The sequence below is a fragment of the Rhizobium leguminosarum genome (assembly GCF_004123835.1).
GTDB lineage: Bacteria > Pseudomonadota > Alphaproteobacteria > Rhizobiales > Rhizobiaceae > Rhizobium > Rhizobium leguminosarum_M.
In genome coordinates, this window is sequence record NZ_MZMU01000015.1 from 314342 (window position 1) to 336861 (window position 22520).

21 protein-coding genes are annotated in these 22520 nt (G+C 61.8%); 17 read left to right on the forward strand and 4 right to left on the reverse strand.

Annotated features, from left to right (window positions below; genetic code table 11):
- Positions 1 to 54: 54 nt before the first annotated feature.
- Positions 55 to 549, forward strand: a complete 495-nt coding sequence (locus tag B5P46_RS23810; protein WP_129420854.1) for a GFA family protein — start codon at positions 55 to 57, stop codon at positions 547 to 549.
- A 273-nt stretch (positions 550 to 822) separates the two neighbouring features.
- Here B5P46_RS23810 and kdgD read toward each other — a convergent pair whose 3' ends face one another.
- The 3 genes from kdgD to B5P46_RS23825 all read right to left on the reverse strand — a co-directional run bounded on the left by kdgD (position 823) and on the right by B5P46_RS23825 (position 3532).
- Positions 823 to 1749, reverse strand: coding sequence for a 5-dehydro-4-deoxyglucarate dehydratase (kdgD, locus tag B5P46_RS23815; RefSeq protein ID WP_129420855.1), 927 nt, complete (start codon positions 1747 to 1749; stop codon positions 823 to 825).
- A gap of 32 nt (positions 1750 to 1781) precedes the next feature.
- A complete protein-coding gene (locus tag B5P46_RS23820) occupies positions 1782 to 2756 on the reverse strand; it encodes a mannonate dehydratase (protein ID WP_129420856.1) in 975 nt (324 codons plus the stop codon).
- 65 nt (positions 2757 to 2821) lie between these two features.
- Positions 2822 to 3532, reverse strand: coding sequence for a FadR/GntR family transcriptional regulator (locus tag B5P46_RS23825; RefSeq protein ID WP_064249988.1), 711 nt, complete (start codon positions 3530 to 3532; stop codon positions 2822 to 2824).
- A 132-nt stretch (positions 3533 to 3664) separates the two neighbouring features.
- Between B5P46_RS23825 and B5P46_RS23830 the strand changes: the two genes are divergently transcribed.
- The 5 genes from B5P46_RS23830 to B5P46_RS23850 are packed head-to-tail and all read left to right on the forward strand — an operon-like array spanning position 3665 to position 8779.
- Positions 3665 to 5260 carry an ABC transporter substrate-binding protein gene (locus B5P46_RS23830; RefSeq protein WP_129420857.1) on the forward strand — a complete coding sequence of 532 codons (1596 nt, stop codon included), beginning with the start codon at positions 3665 to 3667 and terminating at the stop codon, positions 5258 to 5260.
- A 19-nt stretch (positions 5261 to 5279) separates the two neighbouring features.
- Positions 5280 to 6308: an ABC transporter permease gene (locus B5P46_RS23835; protein ID WP_129420858.1), complete on the forward strand. Its 1029-nt coding sequence runs from the start codon at positions 5280 to 5282 to the stop codon at positions 6306 to 6308.
- Positions 6305 to 7207, forward strand: a complete 903-nt coding sequence (locus tag B5P46_RS23840) for an ABC transporter permease (protein WP_129420859.1) — start codon at positions 6305 to 6307, stop codon at positions 7205 to 7207. The genes B5P46_RS23835 and B5P46_RS23840 overlap by 4 nt, the downstream gene beginning before the upstream one ends.
- Positions 7194 to 8039 carry an ABC transporter ATP-binding protein gene (locus B5P46_RS23845; protein ID WP_129420860.1) on the forward strand — a complete coding sequence of 282 codons (846 nt, stop codon included), beginning with the start codon at positions 7194 to 7196 and terminating at the stop codon, positions 8037 to 8039. The genes B5P46_RS23840 and B5P46_RS23845 overlap by 14 nt, the downstream gene beginning before the upstream one ends.
- Positions 8036 to 8779 carry an ABC transporter ATP-binding protein gene (locus B5P46_RS23850; protein WP_129420861.1) on the forward strand — a complete coding sequence of 248 codons (744 nt, stop codon included), beginning with the start codon at positions 8036 to 8038 and terminating at the stop codon, positions 8777 to 8779. Before B5P46_RS23845 ends, B5P46_RS23850 begins: the two co-directional genes overlap by 4 nt.
- A gap of 22 nt (positions 8780 to 8801) precedes the next feature.
- Here B5P46_RS23850 and B5P46_RS23855 read toward each other — a convergent pair whose 3' ends face one another.
- Positions 8802 to 9857, reverse strand: coding sequence for a LacI family DNA-binding transcriptional regulator (locus B5P46_RS23855; protein WP_129420862.1), 1056 nt, complete (start codon positions 9855 to 9857; stop codon positions 8802 to 8804).
- 188 nt (positions 9858 to 10045) lie between these two features.
- Between B5P46_RS23855 and B5P46_RS23860 the strand changes: the two genes are divergently transcribed.
- The 11 genes from B5P46_RS23860 to B5P46_RS23910 all read left to right on the forward strand — a co-directional run bounded on the left by B5P46_RS23860 (position 10046) and on the right by B5P46_RS23910 (position 22342).
- The gene (locus B5P46_RS23860; RefSeq protein ID WP_129420863.1) at positions 10046 to 12568 is read left to right on the forward strand and encodes a hypothetical protein; all 2523 of its coding nucleotides are present in this window, start codon (positions 10046 to 10048) and stop codon (positions 12566 to 12568) included.
- A gap of 65 nt (positions 12569 to 12633) precedes the next feature.
- Complete coding sequence (locus B5P46_RS23865) at positions 12634 to 13893, forward strand: ABC transporter substrate-binding protein (RefSeq protein WP_129420864.1); 1260 nt, start codon at positions 12634 to 12636, stop codon at positions 13891 to 13893.
- An 11-nt stretch (positions 13894 to 13904) separates the two neighbouring features.
- Positions 13905 to 14942 carry a carbohydrate ABC transporter permease gene (locus B5P46_RS23870; protein ID WP_129420865.1) on the forward strand — a complete coding sequence of 346 codons (1038 nt, stop codon included), beginning with the start codon at positions 13905 to 13907 and terminating at the stop codon, positions 14940 to 14942.
- Positions 14939 to 15988, forward strand: coding sequence for a carbohydrate ABC transporter permease (locus tag B5P46_RS23875; RefSeq protein WP_129420866.1), 1050 nt, complete (start codon positions 14939 to 14941; stop codon positions 15986 to 15988). Before B5P46_RS23870 ends, B5P46_RS23875 begins: the two co-directional genes overlap by 4 nt.
- Before the next feature lie 31 nt (positions 15989 to 16019).
- Positions 16020 to 17099: an ABC transporter ATP-binding protein gene (locus tag B5P46_RS23880; RefSeq protein ID WP_129420867.1), complete on the forward strand. Its 1080-nt coding sequence runs from the start codon at positions 16020 to 16022 to the stop codon at positions 17097 to 17099.
- 316 nt (positions 17100 to 17415) lie between these two features.
- Entirely contained in the window at positions 17416 to 17625 is a 210-nt protein-coding gene (locus B5P46_RS23885; protein ID WP_003539563.1) for a hypothetical protein, read from the forward strand.
- Positions 17626 to 17633: 8 nt separating this feature from the next.
- Positions 17634 to 18008 (forward strand): GFA family protein, encoded by a 375-nt coding sequence (locus tag B5P46_RS23890; protein ID WP_129420868.1) that lies wholly within the window; start codon positions 17634 to 17636, stop codon positions 18006 to 18008.
- A 162-nt stretch (positions 18009 to 18170) separates the two neighbouring features.
- The gene (locus B5P46_RS23895) at positions 18171 to 19463 is read left to right on the forward strand and encodes an efflux RND transporter periplasmic adaptor subunit (RefSeq protein ID WP_129420869.1); all 1293 of its coding nucleotides are present in this window, start codon (positions 18171 to 18173) and stop codon (positions 19461 to 19463) included.
- A 12-nt stretch (positions 19464 to 19475) separates the two neighbouring features.
- On the forward strand, positions 19476 to 20192 hold the full coding sequence (locus tag B5P46_RS23900; protein ID WP_129420870.1) for an ABC transporter ATP-binding protein: 717 nt from the start codon (positions 19476 to 19478) through the stop codon (positions 20190 to 20192).
- Complete coding sequence (locus tag B5P46_RS23905) at positions 20182 to 21384, forward strand: ABC transporter permease (protein WP_129420871.1); 1203 nt, start codon at positions 20182 to 20184, stop codon at positions 21382 to 21384. The genes B5P46_RS23900 and B5P46_RS23905 overlap by 11 nt, the downstream gene beginning before the upstream one ends.
- A gap of 202 nt (positions 21385 to 21586) precedes the next feature.
- Positions 21587 to 22342, forward strand: coding sequence for a helix-turn-helix transcriptional regulator (locus B5P46_RS23910; protein WP_129420872.1), 756 nt, complete (start codon positions 21587 to 21589; stop codon positions 22340 to 22342).
- Positions 22343 to 22520: the final 178 nt, after the last annotated feature.

Below are 22520 nucleotides of genomic sequence, written 5' to 3' on the forward strand. Positions count from 1 at the left end.
ACGAAAACCTAAAAGAGATTAAGCCCAAACCCGCCTCTTGAAGGAGGAGAAAAAATGAAACGCATCGAGATGGAGGTGAGCGGCGGCTGCCAGTGCGGTGCCGTGCGCTTCCACGCAACCGCTATGCTTGACAATTCGCATCTCTGCCATTGCCGCATGTGCCAGAAAGCCTCGGGCAACATCTTTGCCGCGCTCGTCGCCGCGCCCGATGATGCGCTCACCTGGACACGCGGCAAGCCGAGCGTCTGGAAGAGCTCGGAGCTTGTCGAGCGCGGCTTCTGCGCCAATTGCGGCACGCCATTGTTCTTCCACCACGTTGAAAACGGTCGCACCAACCTGATGATCGGTTCGCTTGACGATCCGCAAGCCTTCTCGCCGCTTGCCAATACCTGTACCGAGAACATGGTGGCATGGTTCGATACGATCACGGGCATAGAAAATACCGGTGCGACCGAAGACAACGGCGCGGACTGGGCCGCGGCGATCAAGGAGAGCAACAACCAGCACCCCGATCACGATACCACCTCATGGGCGGTGAGGGGGGCGTGATGGCTGAGTCCTATCCCGGCGGTTGCCAGTGCGGCGCTGTCCGTTGCGCTATTCCGAAAAGCCGTCGTGCGGAAACCAACGACAGCAACAGCGTACTTTCAAGATGTGCACGCAGGGTGCCTGAGGGTCTGCTGTTTAGCTAATTCGTGCCTCGACGCAGCCCGTCAGCTTCCGGCCCCGTAGCGGTCGTCTATCCAAGGCCAAGCCGATGTCCGTTGTTGGTGCGCACCGGACAGCCGCCGGGCCACCCCGGCGGCCTACTGCCGCGATATATTATTCCGCCGCGATCCGTGTGACGCCATTGGCCTGGACGATCTTTTCCAGCAGCGCGAGCTCTTCCTGGGTAAGATCCGTCAAAGGCGGGCGCACGGGGCCTGGGTTCTGCCCGAGGACGCGAAGGCCGGCCTTGATGATCGAGACGGCATATCCCTTCTTGCGGTTGCGCAAGGCGACGAAGGGGAAGAAGAAGCCCTTCAGGATCTCGTCGACAATCGCCTGATCGCCGGTGCGCAAGGCGCCGTAAAAGCGCTGGGCAAGCGCGGGCACGAAGTTGAAAACGGCCGATGAATAGGTCGTCACGCCTGCCGCGAAATAGGCCTGGGCGTAAACCTCGTGGGTCGGCATGCCGCCGACATAGACGAGGCGGTCGCCAAGCAGCGTGGTGATCTCGATCACCTTGTCGACATCGCCGACGCCGTCCTTGAAGCCGATCAGGTTCGGGCATTCCTCCGCCAGGCGCGCGATGCTGTCGGCAGTCAGGACGGCGTTGTCGCGGTTATAGACGATGACGCCGATGCCGACCGATTGGCAGACTGCCTTGACGTGGGCGATGAGACCCGCCTGTTCGGCAAACATCAGATAGGGCGGCAGCAGCAGCAGTCCGTCCGCGCCGGCCTTCTCGGCCGCGACCGCGATCTCGACGGCGAGCGACGTGCCGTAGCCGGTTCCCGAAATGATCGGCGTCTTGCCCGCCGACGCCTTGGCCGCCCGGACAACCTGTGGAATTTCGGCCGGGTTGAGAGAGAAGAACTCCCCGGTGCCGCCGGCGGCAAACAGCGCTGCAGCGTCATAACCGGAAAGCCACTCGACATGACGGCGGTACTTTGCTTCGTCGAATTTGAGTTGATCGTCGAAATGGGTCACCGGAAACGACAGGAGACCACTACCGACGGCCTTCTTCAATTCAATCGGGTTCATCATGAAGTCCTATTTCTTAGGTGTTGAAAACCGGGTCACTCGCTGTCGAGCACTTGCAGAAGTGCGGCGATATAGCCGTAGCAGAAGGCAAATGCGGTGGCGGTCGGATCCTTGCCGCTGACGGTCGGCACATGGTCCGGCATCAGCATGTATTTGAAGCCCACCTCCTTATAGATCCTGGCCGAGCGGACCATGTCCATGTCGCCTTCTTCAGGGAAGGTCTCCATGAAGGACAGCTTGCCGCCGCGAATATTGCGGAAGTGAACATTGAAGATCTTGCCGCGCTGGCCGAACCAGCGGATGACATCGTCGATTTCCTTGCCGGGATTTTCCAGCATCTCGCCGACCGAACCCTGGCAGAAATTGAGGCCGTGATACGGGTTTTCGCGCATCAGCACGAATTTCTTCAGGCCTTCCACCGTTCCCAGCACCCGCGTGACGCCGCGATAACCCGGCGGCGTATAGGGATCGTGCGGATGGCAGGCGAGCCGGACGCGGTTGCTTGCAGCGACAGGAACGACGCGTTCCAGGAAATAGTCGATCCGTTCCCAGTTTTCGTCTTCGGAAAGCACGCCGGCAAGACCAGGCTCGGCCTGCTGATCCGTCTTGTCCCAGCGGAAGCTGGCATTCAGCGATCCGCCGCGTCCCGGTTCATCCGGCGTGCGGGGAATGCCGATCAGGTTGAGATTGTACTTCACCGAAGGAATGCCGGCGGCTGCGACATTCTCGATCAGCTTGCAGACGGCGTCGATCTGTCTGTCGCGCTCGGGGCCGGCAAGCAGGATATCGGGATAGGAAGCCTTCTCGATCGGCTGCGAGGGCAGGGGCAATTGGATCATGTCGAGGATCAGGCCGAAGCTTTCGACCTTGTCGCGATGACGTTCAAGATCGGAGAGCGTCCAGCTGCTCGGCTTTCCCGGCGGGTCGGCGTTGATATGCTTCACACCCAGTTGCGCGAAGATACGATAATCGTCGTCGTCCCGCGCTGCGACCTGTGTTCCCAGATACATTTGAGTCTCTTTCGAAATTACACAATGTCATATGACATAATATGAATTTTGAAGAGTGTCGAGCCCTATTGCTGCTCGGCGAGCATGCGGTAGCGGCGTTGGCTTGCCAGCATATGTGCGCGCATTGCCTGGCGGGCGCGTTCTGGATCCTGATCGGCAATCGCCGAGAGGATTTCGACATGTTCGGCATAAACCTTCTGAAGATAGCTGCGGTCATTGGCTTCCGGCAGCGTCGGAAACTGGCCGCGGGGGATGGCTCTGGGGCCGAAATGGCGCAGGACATCGACATAGAATCGGTTGTTCGTGGCGGCGGCAATGGCCATGTGGAAGGCATAATCCGCTTCCACCGTTTGCTGTCCGGTTTCGATCAGGTTTGCCATTCTGCGGTTGGCTTCGCGAATCGCCGCCTCTTGCTCGGCCGTGCGGCGATAGGCGGCGATTGCCGCCGCTTCACCCTCGGCCGCCATACGAAACTCCAGCAATTCCAGGGTTTCCGGAATGCTTTTGATTTCCACCGGCGTCAGTGACAGGACCGAATGCGCCTTCGGATCCGCGACGAAGACGCCTTTGCCCTGGATCGGCTTGACGAAGCCTGCAGACCTCAGATCGGCAATGGCCTCGCGCACCACGGTGCGGCTGACGCCGAATGTCGCTTCAAGCTGCGGCTCGGTCGGCAGCTGGTCGCCGACCCGTAGCTTCCCCGTCTCGATCTGCGCCCGCAACTGATCGATGACCTGCTGCGCCAGTCTTTGCCGGCCACCGCCGAGTGTCGTCATTTTCCGCTCCCCAATCCCTTTGCATCAAGTCTCCCGCCTGGGTCTTGCAAATCATATCAGACTTCGATAAATCATAATACGACATACGGGCGACATAATATGTCTTTTATAGTAGTCTAGGGAGGACTGACAATGAAGCATTTTTCTAGAGGCTTGTTCGTCGGCGCCGTGATCGGCGCCCTGACGATCGCTGCACCGCTCTCGCGGGCTGCCACCCCGCAGGACCAGCTGGTGGTCGGCACATCGCTGGCGCAGGTTCTGTCGCTGGATCCGCAGCAGGCCACCGAAGGCAAGGCGGTCGAGATCATGTCGAATCTTTACGATCGGCTGGTCGCCAGCACGGCGGACGGCAAGATCCTTCCGCAGCTGGCGGAAAGCTGGAAGGTTGACGACAAGGGCATCACATTTACGCTGCGCAAGGCCAATTTCGCCTCCGGGAACCCGGTGACCTCGAAGGATGTCGTCTATTCGTTGGCGCGGCTCCTGAAGATGGACCAGGCCGCCGCCGCCAACCTCAAGCGCGTCGGCTACGACAAGGACAATGTCGAAAAACTCGTCAAGGCGGTCGACGATCAGACGGTGCGGATCGATCTCTCCGACCAGGTGACGGCAGAGCTTCTGCTCTACCGGCTGACGACGACGACCACTAGCGTGGTCGACAGCGTCGAGGTCGAGAGCCACGCCGTCGATAACGACTACGGCAACGCCTGGATGCGAACCCATTCGGCTGGCTCCGGTCCGTTCACCCTCAATCGCTGGTCTCCGAACGAACTGGTAATCCTCGATGCCAACAAGGATTATATGAGCGGCGCGCCGAAGATGCGTCGCGTCATCGTCCGGCATGTGCCTGAAAGCCAGGTCGAGCGGCTGATGCTCGAACGCGGCGATATCGACATTGCGAGCGCGCTGACCGCATCCGATCTCGCGACGTTCAACGACAAGAAGGGCTTTGCTATCCAGCGTATTCCGACGGGCGGTTTCTACGTGCTGTCGATGAATGCCGGCAACAAATACCTCTCCAACCCGAAGGTTCGCGAAGCCATTGCCTATGGCATCGACTACAAGGGCATCGAAAAGACCATCATGGGTCCTTACGGGCGGGCGAGAAACGTTCCCGTTCCGGAGAATTTCGAATATGCCATCCCCAATCCCGATTGGCATCTCGACGTCGAAAAGTCCAAGCAGCTGCTGAGCGAGGCAGGCTTCAAGGACGGCTTCTCGCTGTCGCTGAAGACCATCGCGCAAACGCCGCGCATCGATCTGGCCACCGCCATCCAGGCATCGCTGGCCCAGATCGGCATCAAGATCGACATCCAGCAGGGCAACGGCTCGGAAATCATTGCCGCCCATCGCGCCAGGGATTTCGATCTGCTGATCCCGCAAACCAGCGCCTATATGCCGAACGTGCTCGGTTCTATGGAACAGTTTTCCTCCAATCCCGACAACTCGAAGGAAGCCAACAATGCCGGCAACTTCGTCTGGCGCTCGGCCTGGGACATCCCGGAACTCACGGCCCTGACGGCGAAAGCATCGATGGAGCCGGACGCCAAGAAGCGTGGCGAACTCTATGTTCAGATGCAGAAGATGTTCGTCGAACAGAAGCCGGCGGTGCTTCCGCTCTTCGAGCGCTTTGAGCCGATCGTTCTGTCCACCAAGGTCGAGGGTTATGTTGGCCACCCGTCTCAGCTGACGCGTCTCGAGAACGTGACCAAGGTCGAAACTCAGTAATACTCCAGGACAGCCGATCATGAAGGAACTCTCCGTAGCCGAATTTGGCCGACGCCTGGCGCATTTGCTGGTCAGCCTGTTCATCCTCTTATGTGTGACCTTCGTGATCGGCCGCATCCTGCCCACCGATCCGGTCGGCGCGATCGTCGGCGAGCTTGCCGATCCCTCAGCCTATGCGGCGATGAGGGCGCGTCTTGGGCTCGATCTGCCGATCTACCAGCAGTTTTTCCTCTATCTGAACGGCCTGGCGCATGGTGATTTCGGCACGGCCGTCCTCACCGGCAATCCCGTCTCTTCGGATCTCGCTCAAGCCTTTCCGGCGACATTCGAACTCGCGACGCTGGCGGTGATTATTTCGACCTTCGTCGGTGTTCCGCTCGGGCTGGTCGCGGCGCTGTTTCGCGACAGCTTCATCGACAAGACGGCACGGGTGGTCGCGCTTGTCGGTCATTCGATCCCGGTTTTCTGGTTCGGCATCGTCGGGCTCGTCATCTTCTATGCCGGTCTCAACTGGGTCGGCGGGCCGGGCAGGATCGATGTCTTTTACGAAGGCCTCGTCACGCCGCAAACCGGGCTGTTGTTGGTCGACAGCCTGCTGCAGGGCGAGACGGAAATCTTCTGGAATGCGCTCGGCCATATCATTCTGCCGGCCGTCATCCTTGCCTATGCGGCGATGGCCTACATCACCCGCATGACGCGCAGCTTCACCCTGGAGCAGTTGAGCCAGGATTATGTCATCGCTGCCCGAGCCAAGGGTGTGAGCCCGCTCGGCACGATCTGGCACCATGTCCTGCCGAACATTGCGGTGCAGCTGATCACCATCCTGGCCATTTCCTATGGCGGGCTGCTCGAAGGCGCTGTCGTGACCGAGATCGTCTTCTCCTGGCCGGGCATTGGCCAGTACATGACGAACGCGCTGATGATCGGCGACATGAACGCCATCGTCGCCGGCACCATCATTGTGGGATTCATTTTCATGTTGTTGAACTTCCTGGCGGACGTCGCCTACGCCATCTTTGATCCGCGCATGCGGGAGGCGGCCCGATGAGCGATGTCATCCGCAGCGAGATAGAGATCCGCCCTCCAAGTGTGTCGACCCGTATCGCGGCGTCGTTTGCGCGCGCCGGCCGCAAATTGGCCCACGAGCCGCTCGGTCTTGCCGGTTTCGTCATCCTTGGTCTGCTTTGCTTGATCGCGATCTTCGCGCCGCTCCTGGCGCCCTACGACCCGGCGATACAGGCGCTTGGTGATGCCTTGCAGCCGCCGAGCCTTGCGCACCTGGCAGGCACGGACGAATTCGGCCGGGACATCTTGAGCCGCCTGATCTTCGGCACGCGCATCACCATCCAGACCGTGCTGTCGATCTCCTTGATCGTCGGGCCGATCGGCCTGTTGATCGGCGTCGTTGCCGGCTTCTTCGGAGGGCGCACCGATGCGCTGCTGATGCGCGCCACCGATATCGTTCTCTCTTTCCCGTCGCTGATCCTGGCGCTCGCCTTTGCTGCGGCACTCGGCGCGGGCTTGACCACGGCAATCATCGCGATCTCGCTGACCGCATGGCCGCCGATCGCGAGACTCGCGCGCGCCGAGGCCCTTGTCGTCAGAAACGCCGACTATGTGGTCGCCGCCCGCCTTTATGGCGCCTCGCCGATGCGTATTCTTCTCCTCTATATCGCACCCATGTGCGTCCCATCGGTCATCGTTCGCCTGACGCTCAACATGGCGGGCATCATTCTGACGGCCGCTTCCCTTGGCTTCCTCGGGCTTGGCGCCCAGCCGCCGGCGCCGGAATGGGGCGCGATGATCTCCAGCGGCCGCAAGTTCATGCTGGATTATTGGTGGGTGGCGGTGATGCCGGGTATCGCCATCCTCCTCACCAGCCTTGCCTTCAACATCGCCGGAGATGCTCTGCGCGACCTTTTGGATCCCCGCCATGCAAGATCGTGATCTGCAGCCCGTTCTTTCCGTCGAAGGATTGACCGTCCGTTTCGGCCGAGGCGCCGTGCCCGCCGTCTCCAACGTCAGCTTCGACGTCGGACGCGAACGCGTCGGGATCGTCGGAGAATCCGGTTCCGGCAAATCGACGACCGGTCGCGCGATCATGCGCCTTTTGCCGCCGGCCGCGGTGGTCTCCGCCGAACGCATGGATCTCGGCGGGGATCCGTTGCTTTCAAAGAGCGAGCGTCAGATGGGAGCGCTTCGCGGCAAGGACATCGCGCTGATCATGCAGGATCCGCGCTATTCGCTGAACCCGGTGCTTTCGATCGGCAAGCAGATCGCTGAAGCCGCCCGCCTTCACCTCGGTCTTCACAAGAAACAGGCGCATGAGGCTGCCCGCGCCATGCTGGAGCGCGTGCGCATCAGCGATGCGGAGCGGGTCATGGCGCTATATCCGCACCAGATATCGGGCGGCATGGGCCAGCGCGTGATGATCGCCATGATGCTGCTAGCGCGGCCGAAGCTTGTTATCGCCGACGAGCCGACCTCGGCGCTTGATGTCAGCGTCCGCAAGGACGTGCTGCTGCTGCTCGATGAGCTGGTGCGCGAGAACAATTCCGGTCTGCTGTTGATCAGCCACGACATTCGCATGGTGGCGGCCTTTTGCGAGCGCATCATCGTCATGTATGCCGGCCGGATCGTCGAGACCCTGACCCGTCTCGAAGATGCCAGCCATCCCTATACCCGCGGGCTGATCGCCGCGCTGCCCGACCCCAGGAACCCGGTTCGCCGGCTTGCGGTTCTCGACAGGACGAAACTCGATCTGGAGACGGCGCAATGATCAATGTGCGTGACCTCGATGTCGTCTTTGCCTCCGGCAAATCAAGCAACCATGTCGTCAGGGGCATCAGTTTCCAGGTTGGCCAGGGGGAGACCCTTGGCATTGTCGGTGAATCCGGATGCGGCAAATCGACTGTGCTGCGGTGTCTCGCCGGCATGGAGGCCGGTTGGACCGGTCACATCGAACTTGGCGGCAAACCGATCGGCAAGAAGCGCTCCCGCGAGGAGCTGAAATTTGCTCAGATGGTGTTTCAGGACCCATACGGATCCCTGCATCCGCGCCATCGTATCGGCACCGCCTTGGCCGAGCCGCTGCGCGCCATGGGGCACTCCGATATCTGGTCGAAGGTCGAAAAGGCACTGATCCAGGTGGGCTTGCCGGCGAGCTTCGCAAACCGTTTTCCGCATGAGCTTTCCGGCGGCCAGCGGCAGCGGGTGGCAATCGCCCGGGCTCTGATCCTGTCGCCGCCCATCCTGTTGCTCGACGAGCCGACATCGGCGCTCGACGTCTCTGTCCAGGCCGAAATCCTCAACCTGCTGGCCGATCAGCGCGAGGAAAAGGGCCTGACCTATCTGCTTGTCAGCCACGACCTCGCGGTCATCGCCCATATGTGCGACCGGGTGTTGATCATGAAGAATGGTTGCTTCGTCGACGAACTCACCAAAGCGGATCTGCAGGCCGGCACGACGCATGATGCCTATGCGCGAGAACTGTTTGAGGCGAGTTTTATCGAGGCTTGATATCCTCGACCATCGTGGCTCGTCAGCGACCTTCCGTTACGGCAGACACATGCCTGACAGCCGCAACGCTGCCCCTTTGGACAAGATGGCAGGCAAGCTCGACGCGGCGCCGTGGGGCCGCAAGGCCGAGCATCATGTCGCGCAGCAGATCGAGAGCGGTGGCGCCGAGTTCGCGCATCGGAATATGCACCGTCGACAGCGGCGGATTGAGAAAGGCTGACTGTGGCAGGTCGTCTATGCCCATGACCGAGATGTCCTGCGGTACGGCATAACCCATCGCCTGCAATCCGCGCACTGCGCCATTGGCAAGACTGTCGCCCGCTGTCAGGATGGCGGTGAAGGTGAGGCCTTTCTCGCGGATAAGACGGGTGACCGCCTCGGCGCCGAGTTCCGGCAGCCAGTCGTCGACTTCGAGCACCAGATCGGCATCGGCCGTCAGCCCATGGTGCTGCAGGGCATCGCGCCAGCCCTCCAGGCGCCGCTCGATCGTCCGTCGCCCCGGCCTCAGCATGAACAGGATGCGTTGATGCCCTAGCTTAATCAGCCGCTCGGCGGCGATGAAGGCGGCCGAACGGTTGCAGGGCGTAACACTCGAAAGCCTCATATAGGGATCGTCGCTGTTGACGAGCACGACGGGCTTTCCGAGATCGGCCGCCGCCGCCAGCATCTCCTCTTCGTCGACGGTCAGGATCAGCATGCCGCCGAAGCTCGGATCATCACGCATCTCGGCGACGACCCGTGCTTCATCCCCCTTGTCGGCGACCGGGCGCATCGCCAGTTCGATGCCGAGGGCGCCTGCTCGCGCATTCAATCCTTCGAGCACATAGAGCGTGAACTGGTTGCGGACATAGTCGATCATCGCCGCGCCGGAGGCGACGAGCATGACCTTCTTGCCGGCAACACTTGCCGGCAAGGCGTAGCTGACCGCACTTGCCGTTTCCAGCACCAGCTTGCGAATCTCCGGCCTGACGCCCTTTTCGCCGGCCAGCGCACGAGACACCGTGCTGATCGAGACGCCGCATCTGGCGGCAATGTCGTCGAGGCGCGTACGCCTGCCTTTTTTCTCTTCCGCCGCCATGTCATCTCCTCGCTCCCTCTCCATCATGCAAAAATCTTTCAGATTGCGCAAATGGAATGCCTATGCACAATTGTTGCCTGAGGAGTCCGCGACAAGCGGCAGAGCAGGGAGGCTTTGAAATGTGGCTAGACGGTCAGTCCATGCGTCGGCGTTTTACCCGGCGTCCCAAGGCTTGAGCGGGCTGAAATATGACCACTGAGCAGGAATCCCATCTCCGCCGCGCAACGGCGAAGGATAGCCCGATCGTCTACTGGCAGCTCGCCCATCTGTGGCAGGAGCGCTACGACGTCGCCGACCGTCCGATGGAAGGCAGCATGGATCCGTTTTTCTTCGTCACCAAGACGAAGAATTTCATCCCGCATGAATATCCCTGCCGCACCGAATTCAAAAAATCCTTCTCCGGCCGGCGGCCGCAACCGGCTGCCGAATTCGAGGCTGTCCGCTGGTGGCTTCCCTTTGCTTCCCCGCGTGTCGATCTCTCCGGCTTCTGGTTCCGCCCGACACGCATCGGCTGCTGGGCGCGCACCTTCCTCGATGTCCAGTCTGCTGGGCCTGCGACGCTTCGCCTGTCGACCTGCGGTGGCGCGATCCTTTTCGTCAATGGCAGCGAGCAGGGCTTCATGGCGCCTTATGAGCGCAATCTCGAAGACCAGCAGCTCTTCGAGGTAGAGCTGGCGGCCGGCCTCAACGAGATCCGCGTCTATTTCGACGATCTCGCCGAGCGCGACGCCCGTTTCTATTTCCAGCTGGATTATGTCGAAGGACCGGAAGTTGAAACCGCCGTGCCCGTTCCCATCGCCGCCGGCGATGCGGATGCGCTGGAGATCATCCTCGAAGGCATGCGCTTTGACCGCACCGCCTATCTCGGCGAAGATGTGACACTCCTCTTCCCCGTGCCGCTGCCGGTGGCGCTGAGCTGCCATGTCGAGATCGAAGGCGACTTCATGTCGATCGAGCGCTTCGACTATGATTTCGAGCTGGAAGCGGGAGCAACCAAGCTGGAACTCGGCACCTCGGCTGATATGCCCGCCGATTTCCGCCATTTCCGCATCACCTTCAAAACAGGCGAGCTTTCGCTCGGTCGCACGCTCGGCGTCGAGATCTGTCATCCCCAACGCCAGGGGGAAGCGCCCGCCGCCCTTGATGATCGCGTCGCCGAGGCGCTGGCAGAGGTCGCCGCCCATTCCGAGCCCGATACGGTCTGCGCTTTCGCGCGTCTTGCGCTGGGGCAGGGCGGTGAGGAAACCGAGGCGATGATCTCGGCCATGCTGCCTGTCATCGAGGATTGCCACGACTGCGCCGATTTCGTGCTGGTGCCGCTGCTCTTTGCCTATACGCGCTGGAGCGATCTGCTGTCACCTGACCTGCGCGACAGGATTGAGCACGCCGTCCTCAATTACCGCTACTGGATGGATGAGCCCGGCAACGACGTTCAGTGGTATTTTTCGGAAAACCACGCGCTTCTCTTCCACACCGCCGCCTATCTCGGCGGCAGGCTTTTCCCCGAAACCGTCTTCGTCCGTTCCGGCCGCACCGGCGCCGAGCAGATGCAGGTCGGCGAGCAGCGTGTCCGCGCCTGGCTCGACCATTTCGAACGCTGGGAAATGGCCGAGTGGAATTCCGTTCCCTATTTCCCGATCGATCTCAAGGGGCTGACGGCGCTGGCCGCCTGTGCGCCGGATGAGACGATCCGGAACCGGGCAAGCGCCAGCATCGTCCGCCTGATGGAGATCGTCGCCCGCTCGGCCCATCAAGGCATGCTGACCGGCAGCCAGGGCCGCTCCTACGAACATACGCTGCGCCCTGGCCGCTCGGTCGAACTCTCCGCCATTGCCCGGCTGCTCTGGGGCCGCGGCTGGTACGGCCGGCGTGTCCACGCTTTGCCGCAGCTTGCCGTCTGCATTCGCGATCATGGCCTGCGTTTTCCAGAGGCGCTTGCGGCGATCGCCGCGCACCAGTCCGACGACGCGCAGGAATGGACCTTTTCCCAGGGCGAGAAGCGTTTCGCCGCCCTCTATCACTATAAGACCCGTGACACCGCGCTCGGCACCATCGCCCATTATCGTCCCGGCGCCTGGGGCTACCAGGAGACGGTGCTGCATCTGCGTTTGGGCGACCGGCCGGAGGCGCAGATCTGGATCAACCATCCCGGCGAAACCATCCAGTTCGGTTACGGCCGGCCGAGCTTCTGGGGCGGCTGCGGAACGCTGCCGCGTGTGCATCAGTATCGCGATCTGGCGATCCTCGATTTCGAGATCCATGAAGGCCAGCCGGATTTCACCCATGCCTGGTTCCCGCTCGAGGCCTTCGACGACACGGTGGTCGACGGCAATCTGGCGCTCGCCCGCTCCGGCAACGGCATTGCGATGCTGATCGGCAACGGCGCGCTGCAGCCGGTAAAACAAGGGCCGACGACGGACATCGAGCTGCGGCTGGCCGGCCGCAAGGGCCGCTGGATCGTCCGTCTCTCCGATGTCGAGCGTGAGGGTGGCCTTGACGGCATGCAGGCGCGTTTCGCCACGCTTTCGGCCCGCCGCGACGAAGAGGGCGCCTTGATCGTCGTCGATCCGGATTATGGCCGGGTCGTCTTCGAAGAAGACGGCACCGTGCGCGCCGAAGGCCGTATTCTTCGCCCGACGGACTGGTCGGTGCGGGGAGACGCGGTACATCTGAAGATACAGGGCAGGCAGCCTCGGCGCGCGGCCTCGTAGACGACGTGTCCGGCAGGTGGAGGACCGGCCGGACGCAGGAATTGATCGATCAAGAGGAGGAAAAAATGACCAGAATGAAATCGATCGGCGCGGCTTTTGCTGCAGTTCTCTTGAGTTCCGTTGCCGCCCATGCCGGTGACGTGCGCATCATGTGGTATTCGGACGGCGGCGAAGGCGAGGTGATCAAGGACCTGCTCTCGCGCTTCTCCAAGGCCAATCCCGACGTCAACGTCATCCTCGACGAGGTCTCCTACGACGTCGTCAAGGAACAGCTGCCGGTTCAGCTCGAAGCCGGGCAGGGGCCGGATATCGCCCGCCTCACCAATCTGAAGGCGCCGGCCCAGCACTGGCTCGATCTTCGGCCCTACCTCACCGACGCGAAATACTGGGAGGACAATTTCGGCGCCCAGGCCGACTGGATGCGTCCGGACGGCTCGAACGCCATCACCGGCTTCATGACGCAGCTGACGCTCACCGGCGGCTTCGTCAACAAGACGCTGTTCGAGCAGGCCGGCGTCGAAATTCCAGGCCCGAAGGCCACCTGGGACGATTGGGCGGCGGCCGCCAAGAAGGTCGCCGACAGCCAGAAGGTCTTCGCCATGGCGATCGACCGCTCCGGCCACCGCGTCTCCGGCCCGAATATCTCCTACGGCGCCAACTATATCTCCGCCGACGGCAAGCCGGCGCCGATCGATCAGGGCGCCAAGGACTTCCTCGGCCGCTTCGTCAAGTGGAACGAGGACGGCACCATCAACAAGGATGTCTGGGTGAGTGCTGCCGGCACCACCTACCGCTCCGCCGCCGAGGACTTCATCAATGGCGGCCTTGCCTATCTTTATTCCGGCAGCTGGCAGGTTTCGGGCTTCGCCCAGAAGATCGGCGACAATTTCGACTGGGTGATGGCGGGCAGCCCCTGCGGTTCTGTCGCATGCTCCGGCATGCAGGGCGGCGCCGGTCTGGTGGCCGTCAAATACACCAAGAACCCGAAGGACGTCGCCAAGGTGATGGACTACCTGGCAGGTGCCGACGTGCAGAAGGAATTTGCCGAACGCAGCCTGTTCATTCCGGCGCATAAGGGCGTCGCCGCCGGCCAGATGGAGTTCAAGACCGACAATCCGCATGTGCAGGCGGCGCTGAAGGCCTTCGTCGAAGTGGCCGGTCAGACGGCGGCACCCGCCATGAAGCTGCCGGGCTGGAAGTGGTCGGACGCCTATTACAGCGCCATCGTCGCCCGCATCAGCCAGGTGATCGCCGGCGAAATGAAGCTCGACGACGCTTATGCCCGCATCGACGAGGACATCAAGGCCAAGGTCGCCGGCAACTGACGGAAGAACAGATGACGGCGAAGACGGTTTCTTCTGAACCACCTGTTAAAACCGGTCTGCGACAGGCGCTCCTTGCGCCTGTCCGGCTTGTCATGGGGCTCGTCGACATTCCCATGCGCGCCTGGCAGAAGCTGACCGGGCTGAACGGCATGGCGGGCATCTTCCTGGCGCCTAACATGCTGATCTTCACCGTCTTCGTGCTGCTGCCGCTGGTCATCAACTTCATCTATTCGACGACGAGCGGCAGCGCCATCTTCCTGCAGAACAGGACCTATGTCGGCGCCGACCAGTACCGCATCCTCTTCGATTGCCGCAGCTACCTCGACCCCTCGACCTGCGCGGCCGACACCTTCTGGGCGGCCGTGCGCAACACCGCCGTCTTCGTCGTCTTCCAGGTGACTGCGATGCTGATCGCGGCGCTCGCAACGGCACTGATCCTCAACCGCGAGCTTTCCAATCGCGGCTTTTGGCGCGCCGTCTTCTTCTTCCCGGTGCTTCTGTCGCCCGTCGTCGTCGGCCTGATCTGGAAATGGATCCTGCAGCGTGAGGGCCTGTTGAACTATGCGCTGAGCCCCTTCGGCTTCGAGCCCTTCTCCTGGCTCAGCGATCGTTTCTGGGCCTTCTTCTTCGCCGTCTTCGTCTCGGTCTGGGCGCATATGGGCTTTTATACGCTGATCCTGCTGGCCGGCCTGCAAGCGATCCCGAGGGATCTCTACGAGGCGGCGGCGATGGACAGCGCCCGTCCGACCCGCATCTTCCGGCGCATCACCCTGCCGCTGCTGATGCCGAACCTCATCGTCGTGCTGGTCTTGGCGCTGATCCGCGCCGTGCAGATCTTCGACGAGGTCTTCGTGCTGACCGGCGGCGGACCGGGCACCAGCACCATGTACATCACCCAATATATCTATGAGACGGGCTTTGCGAGTTCGCTGCGCAATCCGGGGCTGGCTTCCGCCGCCTCGATCCTGATGGGCATCGTGCTCGTCATCCTGACGCTGATCCAGCTCGGCGTCAGTAACCGCAACGAGAAGAAGGGAGCGCGCCAATGAGCGCTGTCTCTGCCTTTATGCTCCGCCGCCGCGGTCGCGGCTGGCACTGGACGGATGTCGTCACGTGGATCTGGCTGATATCGGGCGTCTTCCTGATGTTCGGTCCGGCTGTTTGGCTGGTCTTCTCCTCGTTCAAGACGCCCGCGGCCCTTGCCGAATTCCCGCCATCCGTCCTGCCCTATGTCACCGAACAGGCAGTGGTGCCGGGCTACGACAAGCCGTTGCCGCTCTATAATGTCGCAATGCCGGATGGCAGCACCCGCGTGCTCGCCGAAGTTCGCCGCATCGGCATTATCGGCCAGATGGTCGATCCGAAACAGCCGGGCGAAATCGTCAAGGCGAATATCAAGGACCGCACACCGGTGCGCCAGGTCGAATTCGCCGGCGGCAACTACACCGAACCTTTCCAGCGCTTCGATTTCTTTCTGTTTCTGCGCAACTCCGTTTTCGTCACCGTCGTGGCGACGGCGATTACGCTGCTCGTCAATTCCATGGCCGCCTTCGCGCTGTCGAAATACCAGTTCCCCGGCCGCACCGCCGTCATGCTGATGATCCTGGCGACGCTGATGGTGCCGCTCTCGGTCATCGTCGTGCCGCTCTATTCCGTTATCGGCACGCTGAATCTCTTCGACAGCCTCTGGGGCGTCATCCTGCCGACGGTCGCCACTCCGACGGGGGTCTTCCTGCTCAGGCAATATATGCTGACGATCCCCGACGAATTGCTCGACGCCGCGCGTATGGACAAGGCCAGCGAATGGCAGATCTACTGGCGCATCATCCTGCCGCTGTCGGCGCCGGCGCTGGCGGTATTGGCGATCTTCTCGGTCGTCTGGCGCTGGAACGACTTCCTCTGGCCGCTGATCGTGCTCTCGCGCAAGGAACTCTATACGCTGCAGGTCGGCCTCAACGTCTATGCCGGCGAACTCAATGTGCAATGGCACTATATCCTCGCCATGACCGTCGTCTCGATGATCCCGGTCGTGCTGATCTTCGTCTTCCTGCAGCGCTTCATCACGACGGGCATTGCCGGCTCGGGGCTCAAATAGGCCACCTTAAAAGAAGAAAACAGGAGAGTGCATGAGCGGGCTCGAGCTCAGGAACATCGTCAAGAACTTTGGCGCCGTCGAGGTCATTCGCGATGTCTCGCTTCATGTCAACGACGGCGAGTTCGTCGCTTTCGTCGGCCCATCCGGCTGCGGAAAATCGACGCTGCTGCGCCTCATCGCCGGCCTCGATAAGCCGACTGGCGGCAGCATCGCCATCGACGGCAAGGATGTTACCGCTATCAGCGCCGCCGATCGCGGGCTGGCCATGGTCTTCCAGTCCTATGCGCTCTATCCGCATATGAGCGTCAGGGAGAATCTCGCCTTCGGTCTCGAGAACACCAAGGTGGCGAAGGCGGAGATCGAAGCGCGCATCACCGACGCCGCGCGCATGCTGGAGATCGAGCCTTTCCTGCAGCGCCGCCCGGGCCAGCTCTCCGGCGGTCAGCGCCAGCGCGTGGCGATCGGCCGCGCCATCGTGCGGCGGCCGGATGCCTTCCTGCTCGACGAGCCGCTATCCAATCTCGACGCCGAACTCAGGGTCAGCATGCGGGCCGAACTGGCGGCCCTTCACGCCCGCCTGAAGGCGACGATGATCTACGTCACCCATGACCAGGTCGAGGCAATGACGCTGGCCGACCGCATCGTCGTGTTGAGAAGCGGCAGGATCGAGCAGGTGGGAACACCGCTGGAACTCTACAACAGGCCGGCCAACCGCTTCGTCGCCGGCTTCATCGGCGCGCCGCACATGAATTTTCTCGAAGGTGCGATTGTCGGTCACGAGCACGGTTTCGCTGAGGTCGAAACCGTCGGCGGCCATCGTCTTTCCGTGATTGCCAAGGAGGCACGCCCGGCGGGCGAAAGGGTCAGCATCGGCATCCGGCCGCAACACATCACCCTTGCCGATGCGGGCTCAGCGAGCAGGCTGGATACCCGCGTCACTCTTGTCGAGGAATTGGGCTCAGAGACCGTCGTCCACGCCGACGCAGGCGGGAAGAAACTGATCGCGGTCTTTGCCGGCCAGCAGCGGATGAAATCCGGCGACAGCCTGCCGCTGCACCTCGACCCCGCCGTCCTGCACCTTTTCGGCGAAGATGGTCGGCGTCTGTCTTAACGAATGTCGCGCAAAAGTGGGCAGCGGTTTTCCGTTCGAAAAGAGCGGATGAGGAGGCGAACCGGGCGGGTAGGGAACTCGACTGCCATTTCGTTGGCCATCCGGAGAAAGCGGAAAAATCCCGATGTTCTCCAGCACCGCCGCGTCCGCTTGGCGCGGCCCGCAACCTCGGTCCGAAAATGCGCATCTCGGCGAAAAGGTTGCAGGAAAACAACCGCATCCATCCACGCCGGAAAGCCTTGATACGGCTCGCCGGCTCTTTCCAAATCGACGGGTCGCTCTAGCTTAAGGGATACCTGACGAAAAGGAGAAAACCATGACCGACGCACCGAATACGGCGACCCCGGCGCGAAGAGTGTTGCGGGGCCGCCCCTACAGCATCGGCGAATTTGCCAGGAAATACCGGTTGGACGACAAGGAGGCAAAGCGCCTCTACGACAAGTTCGGCCCGTCTGCCACCGAACTCGACCTGTTGATGGCCGCAAAGCGGCGCCCACCGGGCCTGCCGACCAATCTCGACGCCTGACGGGCGCCATGGGGATCCGAACCGGAAGCTGCCTTTGCGGAGCGGTGGCCTACAGGGTGGAAGGCGAGCCGCTTCGCACCGGCCTCTGCCACTGCGCCGATTGCCGCAAATCGAGCGGCTCCGCCTTCACCTTCTTCGCGGTCTGGCCGCGCCAGGCTTTTTCCCACAGCGGCGAGATCGCCACCTTCGCCGGCCGCAGTTTCTGTCCCACCTGCGGCGGCAGGCTTTTCTGCCTTAGGGATGATGAGGCGGAACTCCGCCTGGGCTCGCTCGACAGTCCGCCAACCGACTTTGCCCCTAGCTATGAGGTCTGGATCAAGCGGCGTGAACCGTGGCTGCATCCTTTGCCGGACGCGGGCCAATTTGCCGAGGATGCGAACTGACGGACGCTTGCTCATCGAAAACTTGACTTTCCTTACCAATATTTCATTTCACCCATCTGCAATTCCGTGCCAGTTCGGCGGCAACGCTAATCGCCGGTTCATCTGCACTGTGATTATTTCGCAGCAGAGGCCGCAGGCGGCCACTGACGGATTGAGGACGACATGAACAAAATCGTAAGCGGCAGCGAAACCGGAGCAAAGACAGGCGCAGCGTCCGATCTCGCCGCGGTCCTTGCCGCATCGGGGCGGCAGGGCAAGCGTGGCCGCTGGCGCGGACGTCTGCTCATCCTGCTGATCCTTATCGCCGCTGCCGCAGTCGCCGCTTACTTTTATATGGGCCGTGGGCAAAGCGAAGTGAGCTATGCCACCCAGCCGGCAAAACGCGGTGACCTGACGGTGCTCGTCACCGCCACCGGCTCCGTGCAGCCGACCGAGCAGGTGGATATATCGAGCGAGCTTTCCGGCACGGTTCGCGACGTCAATGTCGATTACAACAGCACGGTCAAATCAGGCGAAGTGCTCGCTCTCCTCGATACCAACAAGCTCGAGGCCGATGTGAAGAGCTCGCGCGCCAAGCTCAATTCGGCCAAGGCGAACGTCGTCAAAGCCAATGCCGACATGCAATCGGCAGGCACCTCGCTCGAGCGGCTGAAGAGCCTGGTCAAGAGCAACGTCTCCACCCAGCAGAGCCTCGACGACGCCAGCTACAAATATGATTCCGCCGTCGCCGCCAAACAGATCAATGAGGCCGAGGTCCTCGCCTCGGAGGCCGACCTGCAGCTCGCCGAAGTCAATCTCGCCAAGGCGAAGATCATATCGCCGATCGACGGCGTCGTCCTCACTCGCTCCGTCAATCCGGGCGCCACGGTCGCAGCCTCGCTCTCGGCGCCGATCCTTTTCACCATCGCCGGCGACCTGAAGAAGATGGAGCTGCAGGTCGATGTCGACGAGGCCGATGTCGGCCAGATCGCCGTCGGCCAGAAGGCGAAGTTCACGGTCGACGCCTATCCCGACCGGACCTTTCCCGCCGAGATCGAGCAGATCCGCTTCGCCTCCGAAGTGGTCAACAATGTCGTGACCTATAAGGCGGTTCTATCCGTCGACAATGCCGATCTGCTGCTGCGCCCCGGCATGACGGCGACGGCCGATGTCACCGTCGAGGCCGTCAAGGACACCCTGATGGTGCCGAACGCCGCCTTGCGCTACGCCCCGGCGCAGGCGGAAAGGCGCGGCCGCGGTATTTTCGGCATCTTCGGCCCGCCGCGCCAGCGCAACAACAATGCCGGTCCGGCGCTGAAGGGCACTGAGCGCCGCGTCTGGGTGTTGCGCAGCGGCCGGCCAGCGCCTGTCGTCATCCAGGTCGGCTCCTCCGACGGCCAGTTCACCCAGGTCGTCTCCGGCGAACTCAAGGAAAACGACGCACTGGTGACCGACGCCACGACGCGTGCGAACTAGGCGGAGAGACGGATGGCAAGCCCGCCGCTCATCGAATTCAGACAGGTCTCGAAAGTCTACGGCGAGGGCGAGGCGGCGATCCGCGCGCTCGACCACGTCGACCTTGCGATCAACGCCCATGAATTCGTCGCGATCATGGGGCCGTCTGGCTCCGGCAAGTCGACGGCGATGAACATTCTCGGCTGCCTCGACGTGCCGAGCGCCGGCGACTACATCTTCGAAGGCATTCCGACCAGCGGTTTCGACCGCAGCCAGCTGACGCTGCTGCGCCGCCACATGCTCGGCTTCATCTTCCAGGGCTTCAACCTGCTGTCGCGCACCTCGGCCGTCGAAAATGTCGAACTGCCGCTGATCTATCGCGGCATGGCGGTGCGCGAGCGGCGCGAGCGGGCCCGCGAAGCGCTGGCGCTCGTCGGCCTCACCGGGCGCGAACATCACAAGACACAGGAACTATCCGGCGGCCAGCAACAGCGCGTCGCCATCGCCCGCGCCATCGTCACCGAGCCGGCGCTGCTGCTCGCCGATGAGCCCACAGGCAATCTTGATACGAAGACCAGCGTCGAGATCATGGATCTGATGACGCGGCTGAACCGCGAGCAGGGCATCACCATCGTCATGGTCACCCACGAGCCCGATATTGCCGCCTATGCCCAGCGGCTGCTGCGTTTCGTCGACGGCAAGCTGGAGACGGAAGTCGAGCACCGGAGGAGGGCGGATCATGTTCTTTGAGACGCTGAAGCTGGCGCTGCGGGCGATCAGCCGCAACATGCTGCGCTCGTTCCTGACCGTGCTCGGCGTCGTCATCGGCGTTGCCGCCGTCATCGCGCTGGTGACGATCGGCAACGGCACGACCGCACAGGTCTCGACCGAGCTGTCGCGGCTCGGCACCAACATGCTGTTCGTCCGTCCCGGCCAGTTCGGCCCCGGCCGGGCGAGCTCCGAGGCCAAGCGCTTCAGCGTCAAGGACGTCGCGGCCATCCGCGACCAGATCGGCGGCCTCAGGGCCGTGGCGCCGCTCAACCAGTCGACGGCGACGGTGATTTTCGGCGGCCAGAACCATTCGACCAGCGTGTCGGGCACCACGAATGATTATTTCATCGCACAGGATTGGAACCTGGCGCTCGGCCGCAGTTTTCTGCCCGCAGAGGAACGCGGCCAGGCGCGCTGCATCATCGGCGAGACGGTGCGCTCGCAGCTCTTCGGCAGCGCCGACCCCACCGGCCAGCAGATCCGCGTCGGCAAGGTTTCGTGCCCCGTCATCGGCGTGCTTGCCAAACGCGGCCAGTCCGGCATGGGCAACGACCAGGACGATGTCGTCATCATGCCGGTCAAGGTGTTTCAGCGGCGCATCAGCGGCAGCAGCAACGTGCCGCAGATCATCATCTCGGCGCGCGACGGCGTCTCCACAGCCAAGGTGCAGTCCGATGTCGAAAATCTCCTGCGCGAGCGCCGCAAGATCGTGCCCGGCCGCCAGGACGATTTCAACGTCAACGACATGACCCAGATTGCCGAGGCGATGACCGGCACGACGACGCTGCTGACCGGCCTGCTCGGCGCCGTCGCTGCGATCAGCCTGCTCGTCGGCGGCATCGGCATCATGAACATCATGCTGGTCTCCGTCACCGAGCGCACCCGCGAAATCGGCATTCGTCTCGCGATCGGCGCGCTGGAAAACCAGGTGCTCACCCAGTTCCTCGTCGAAGCCGTGGCACTGTCGCTGTTTGGCGGCATTACCGGCATCGTGCTCGGCCTGAGCCTCGGCTTCGGCGCCGTGACACTCCTGAAGGTGCCCTTCGTCTTCAGCCCCCTGATGGTCGCCGTCGCCTTCCTGTTCTCCGCGGCAATCGGCATGATCTTCGGTTATTTCCCGGCAAGAAGGGCAGCGCAGTTGAACCCCATCGAGGCGCTGCGGCACGAGTGAAACGCCGTGGCTTCTAGGTCGACCTGTAGAGCGGGAGTCGCAACGGCGCTTTAATCTACCAACGACGAGGGTTTACCCGTGAAATCATGCAGATTGGATAAATACAACCTTTGCTGTAAAATGCTCGTTGCAATACTTGCGTATGAGGATGCCTGGACGGCCTCGGTCTGCCACTGGTTGAAAATATCGATATCGGAAGAAAATGCCCGCCGACCAACATATCCTGCAGGAGGCACTCGACTGCGTCCGCAACCTTCGTGAAATTGGCCATCTTTCGGCGATTGTCCATCAACTACGCACATTGGTTGGAGCTGCCAATCTTGCTTATCAAGCTCTCTTCATTCCCGGCCGTGTGGCCGATGATCGACTGATTGCCGCGACCTATTCGGACAAGTGGAAGAAACTCTATCTGTCGAAAAACTATCTTCGGACCGATCCCATCGAGATCGCGGCACGCAAAGCCTCTCAGCCGGTGGACTGGAGGCATCTGAGGTCTGCGTCGAAGGAAACCGCCTCCTTCTTCGCGGAAGCCGAGCGCCATGGCGTTGGCAACAATGGCGTCTCCATACCACTTGTTGATGCCCAGGCGGGGCGGGCGCTGTTCAGCGTCACATCAAATCTTGAAGGGAACGATTGGGCGGCGTTTAAGGCGCGCGCTTTGCCATTGCTCATTCAAATTGGCAAAGCCATTCAACTTCGGACCGCTGAGATCGAGGTTCAACCCGCAGCTCGGACGTTTCGTAGCTCCGCATTGACTGCCAAGGAAACGGACTATCTGGCGCTTTACGTTGGCGGCTATGAAATCAAACAGATTGGCGACATGCGTTCGGTTTCGGGTACCGCCGTGCGAGCTGCCTTGAATTCCGCCACAGAAAAACTCGACGCGCGCGGGCCGCGTCACGCTGGCTATCTTGCGATTGCGCTCGGCATTATTCCGACTTCGATGATTATGAAATAGCCCGGAAAAGGACCGGGAGAGAGTTCGCCTTTGTTCCAGATAGCCGACAAGATTCCGGGTTTTCGGCATGAATTGATGCAGGCGCTTGCTGCTGCAGTGAACGTGCAAAACATTGTTGGATATTTCTCCGAGACGACGAAATTCGCGGCACCCAATTTCTCATTCTTTTAATAAGAAT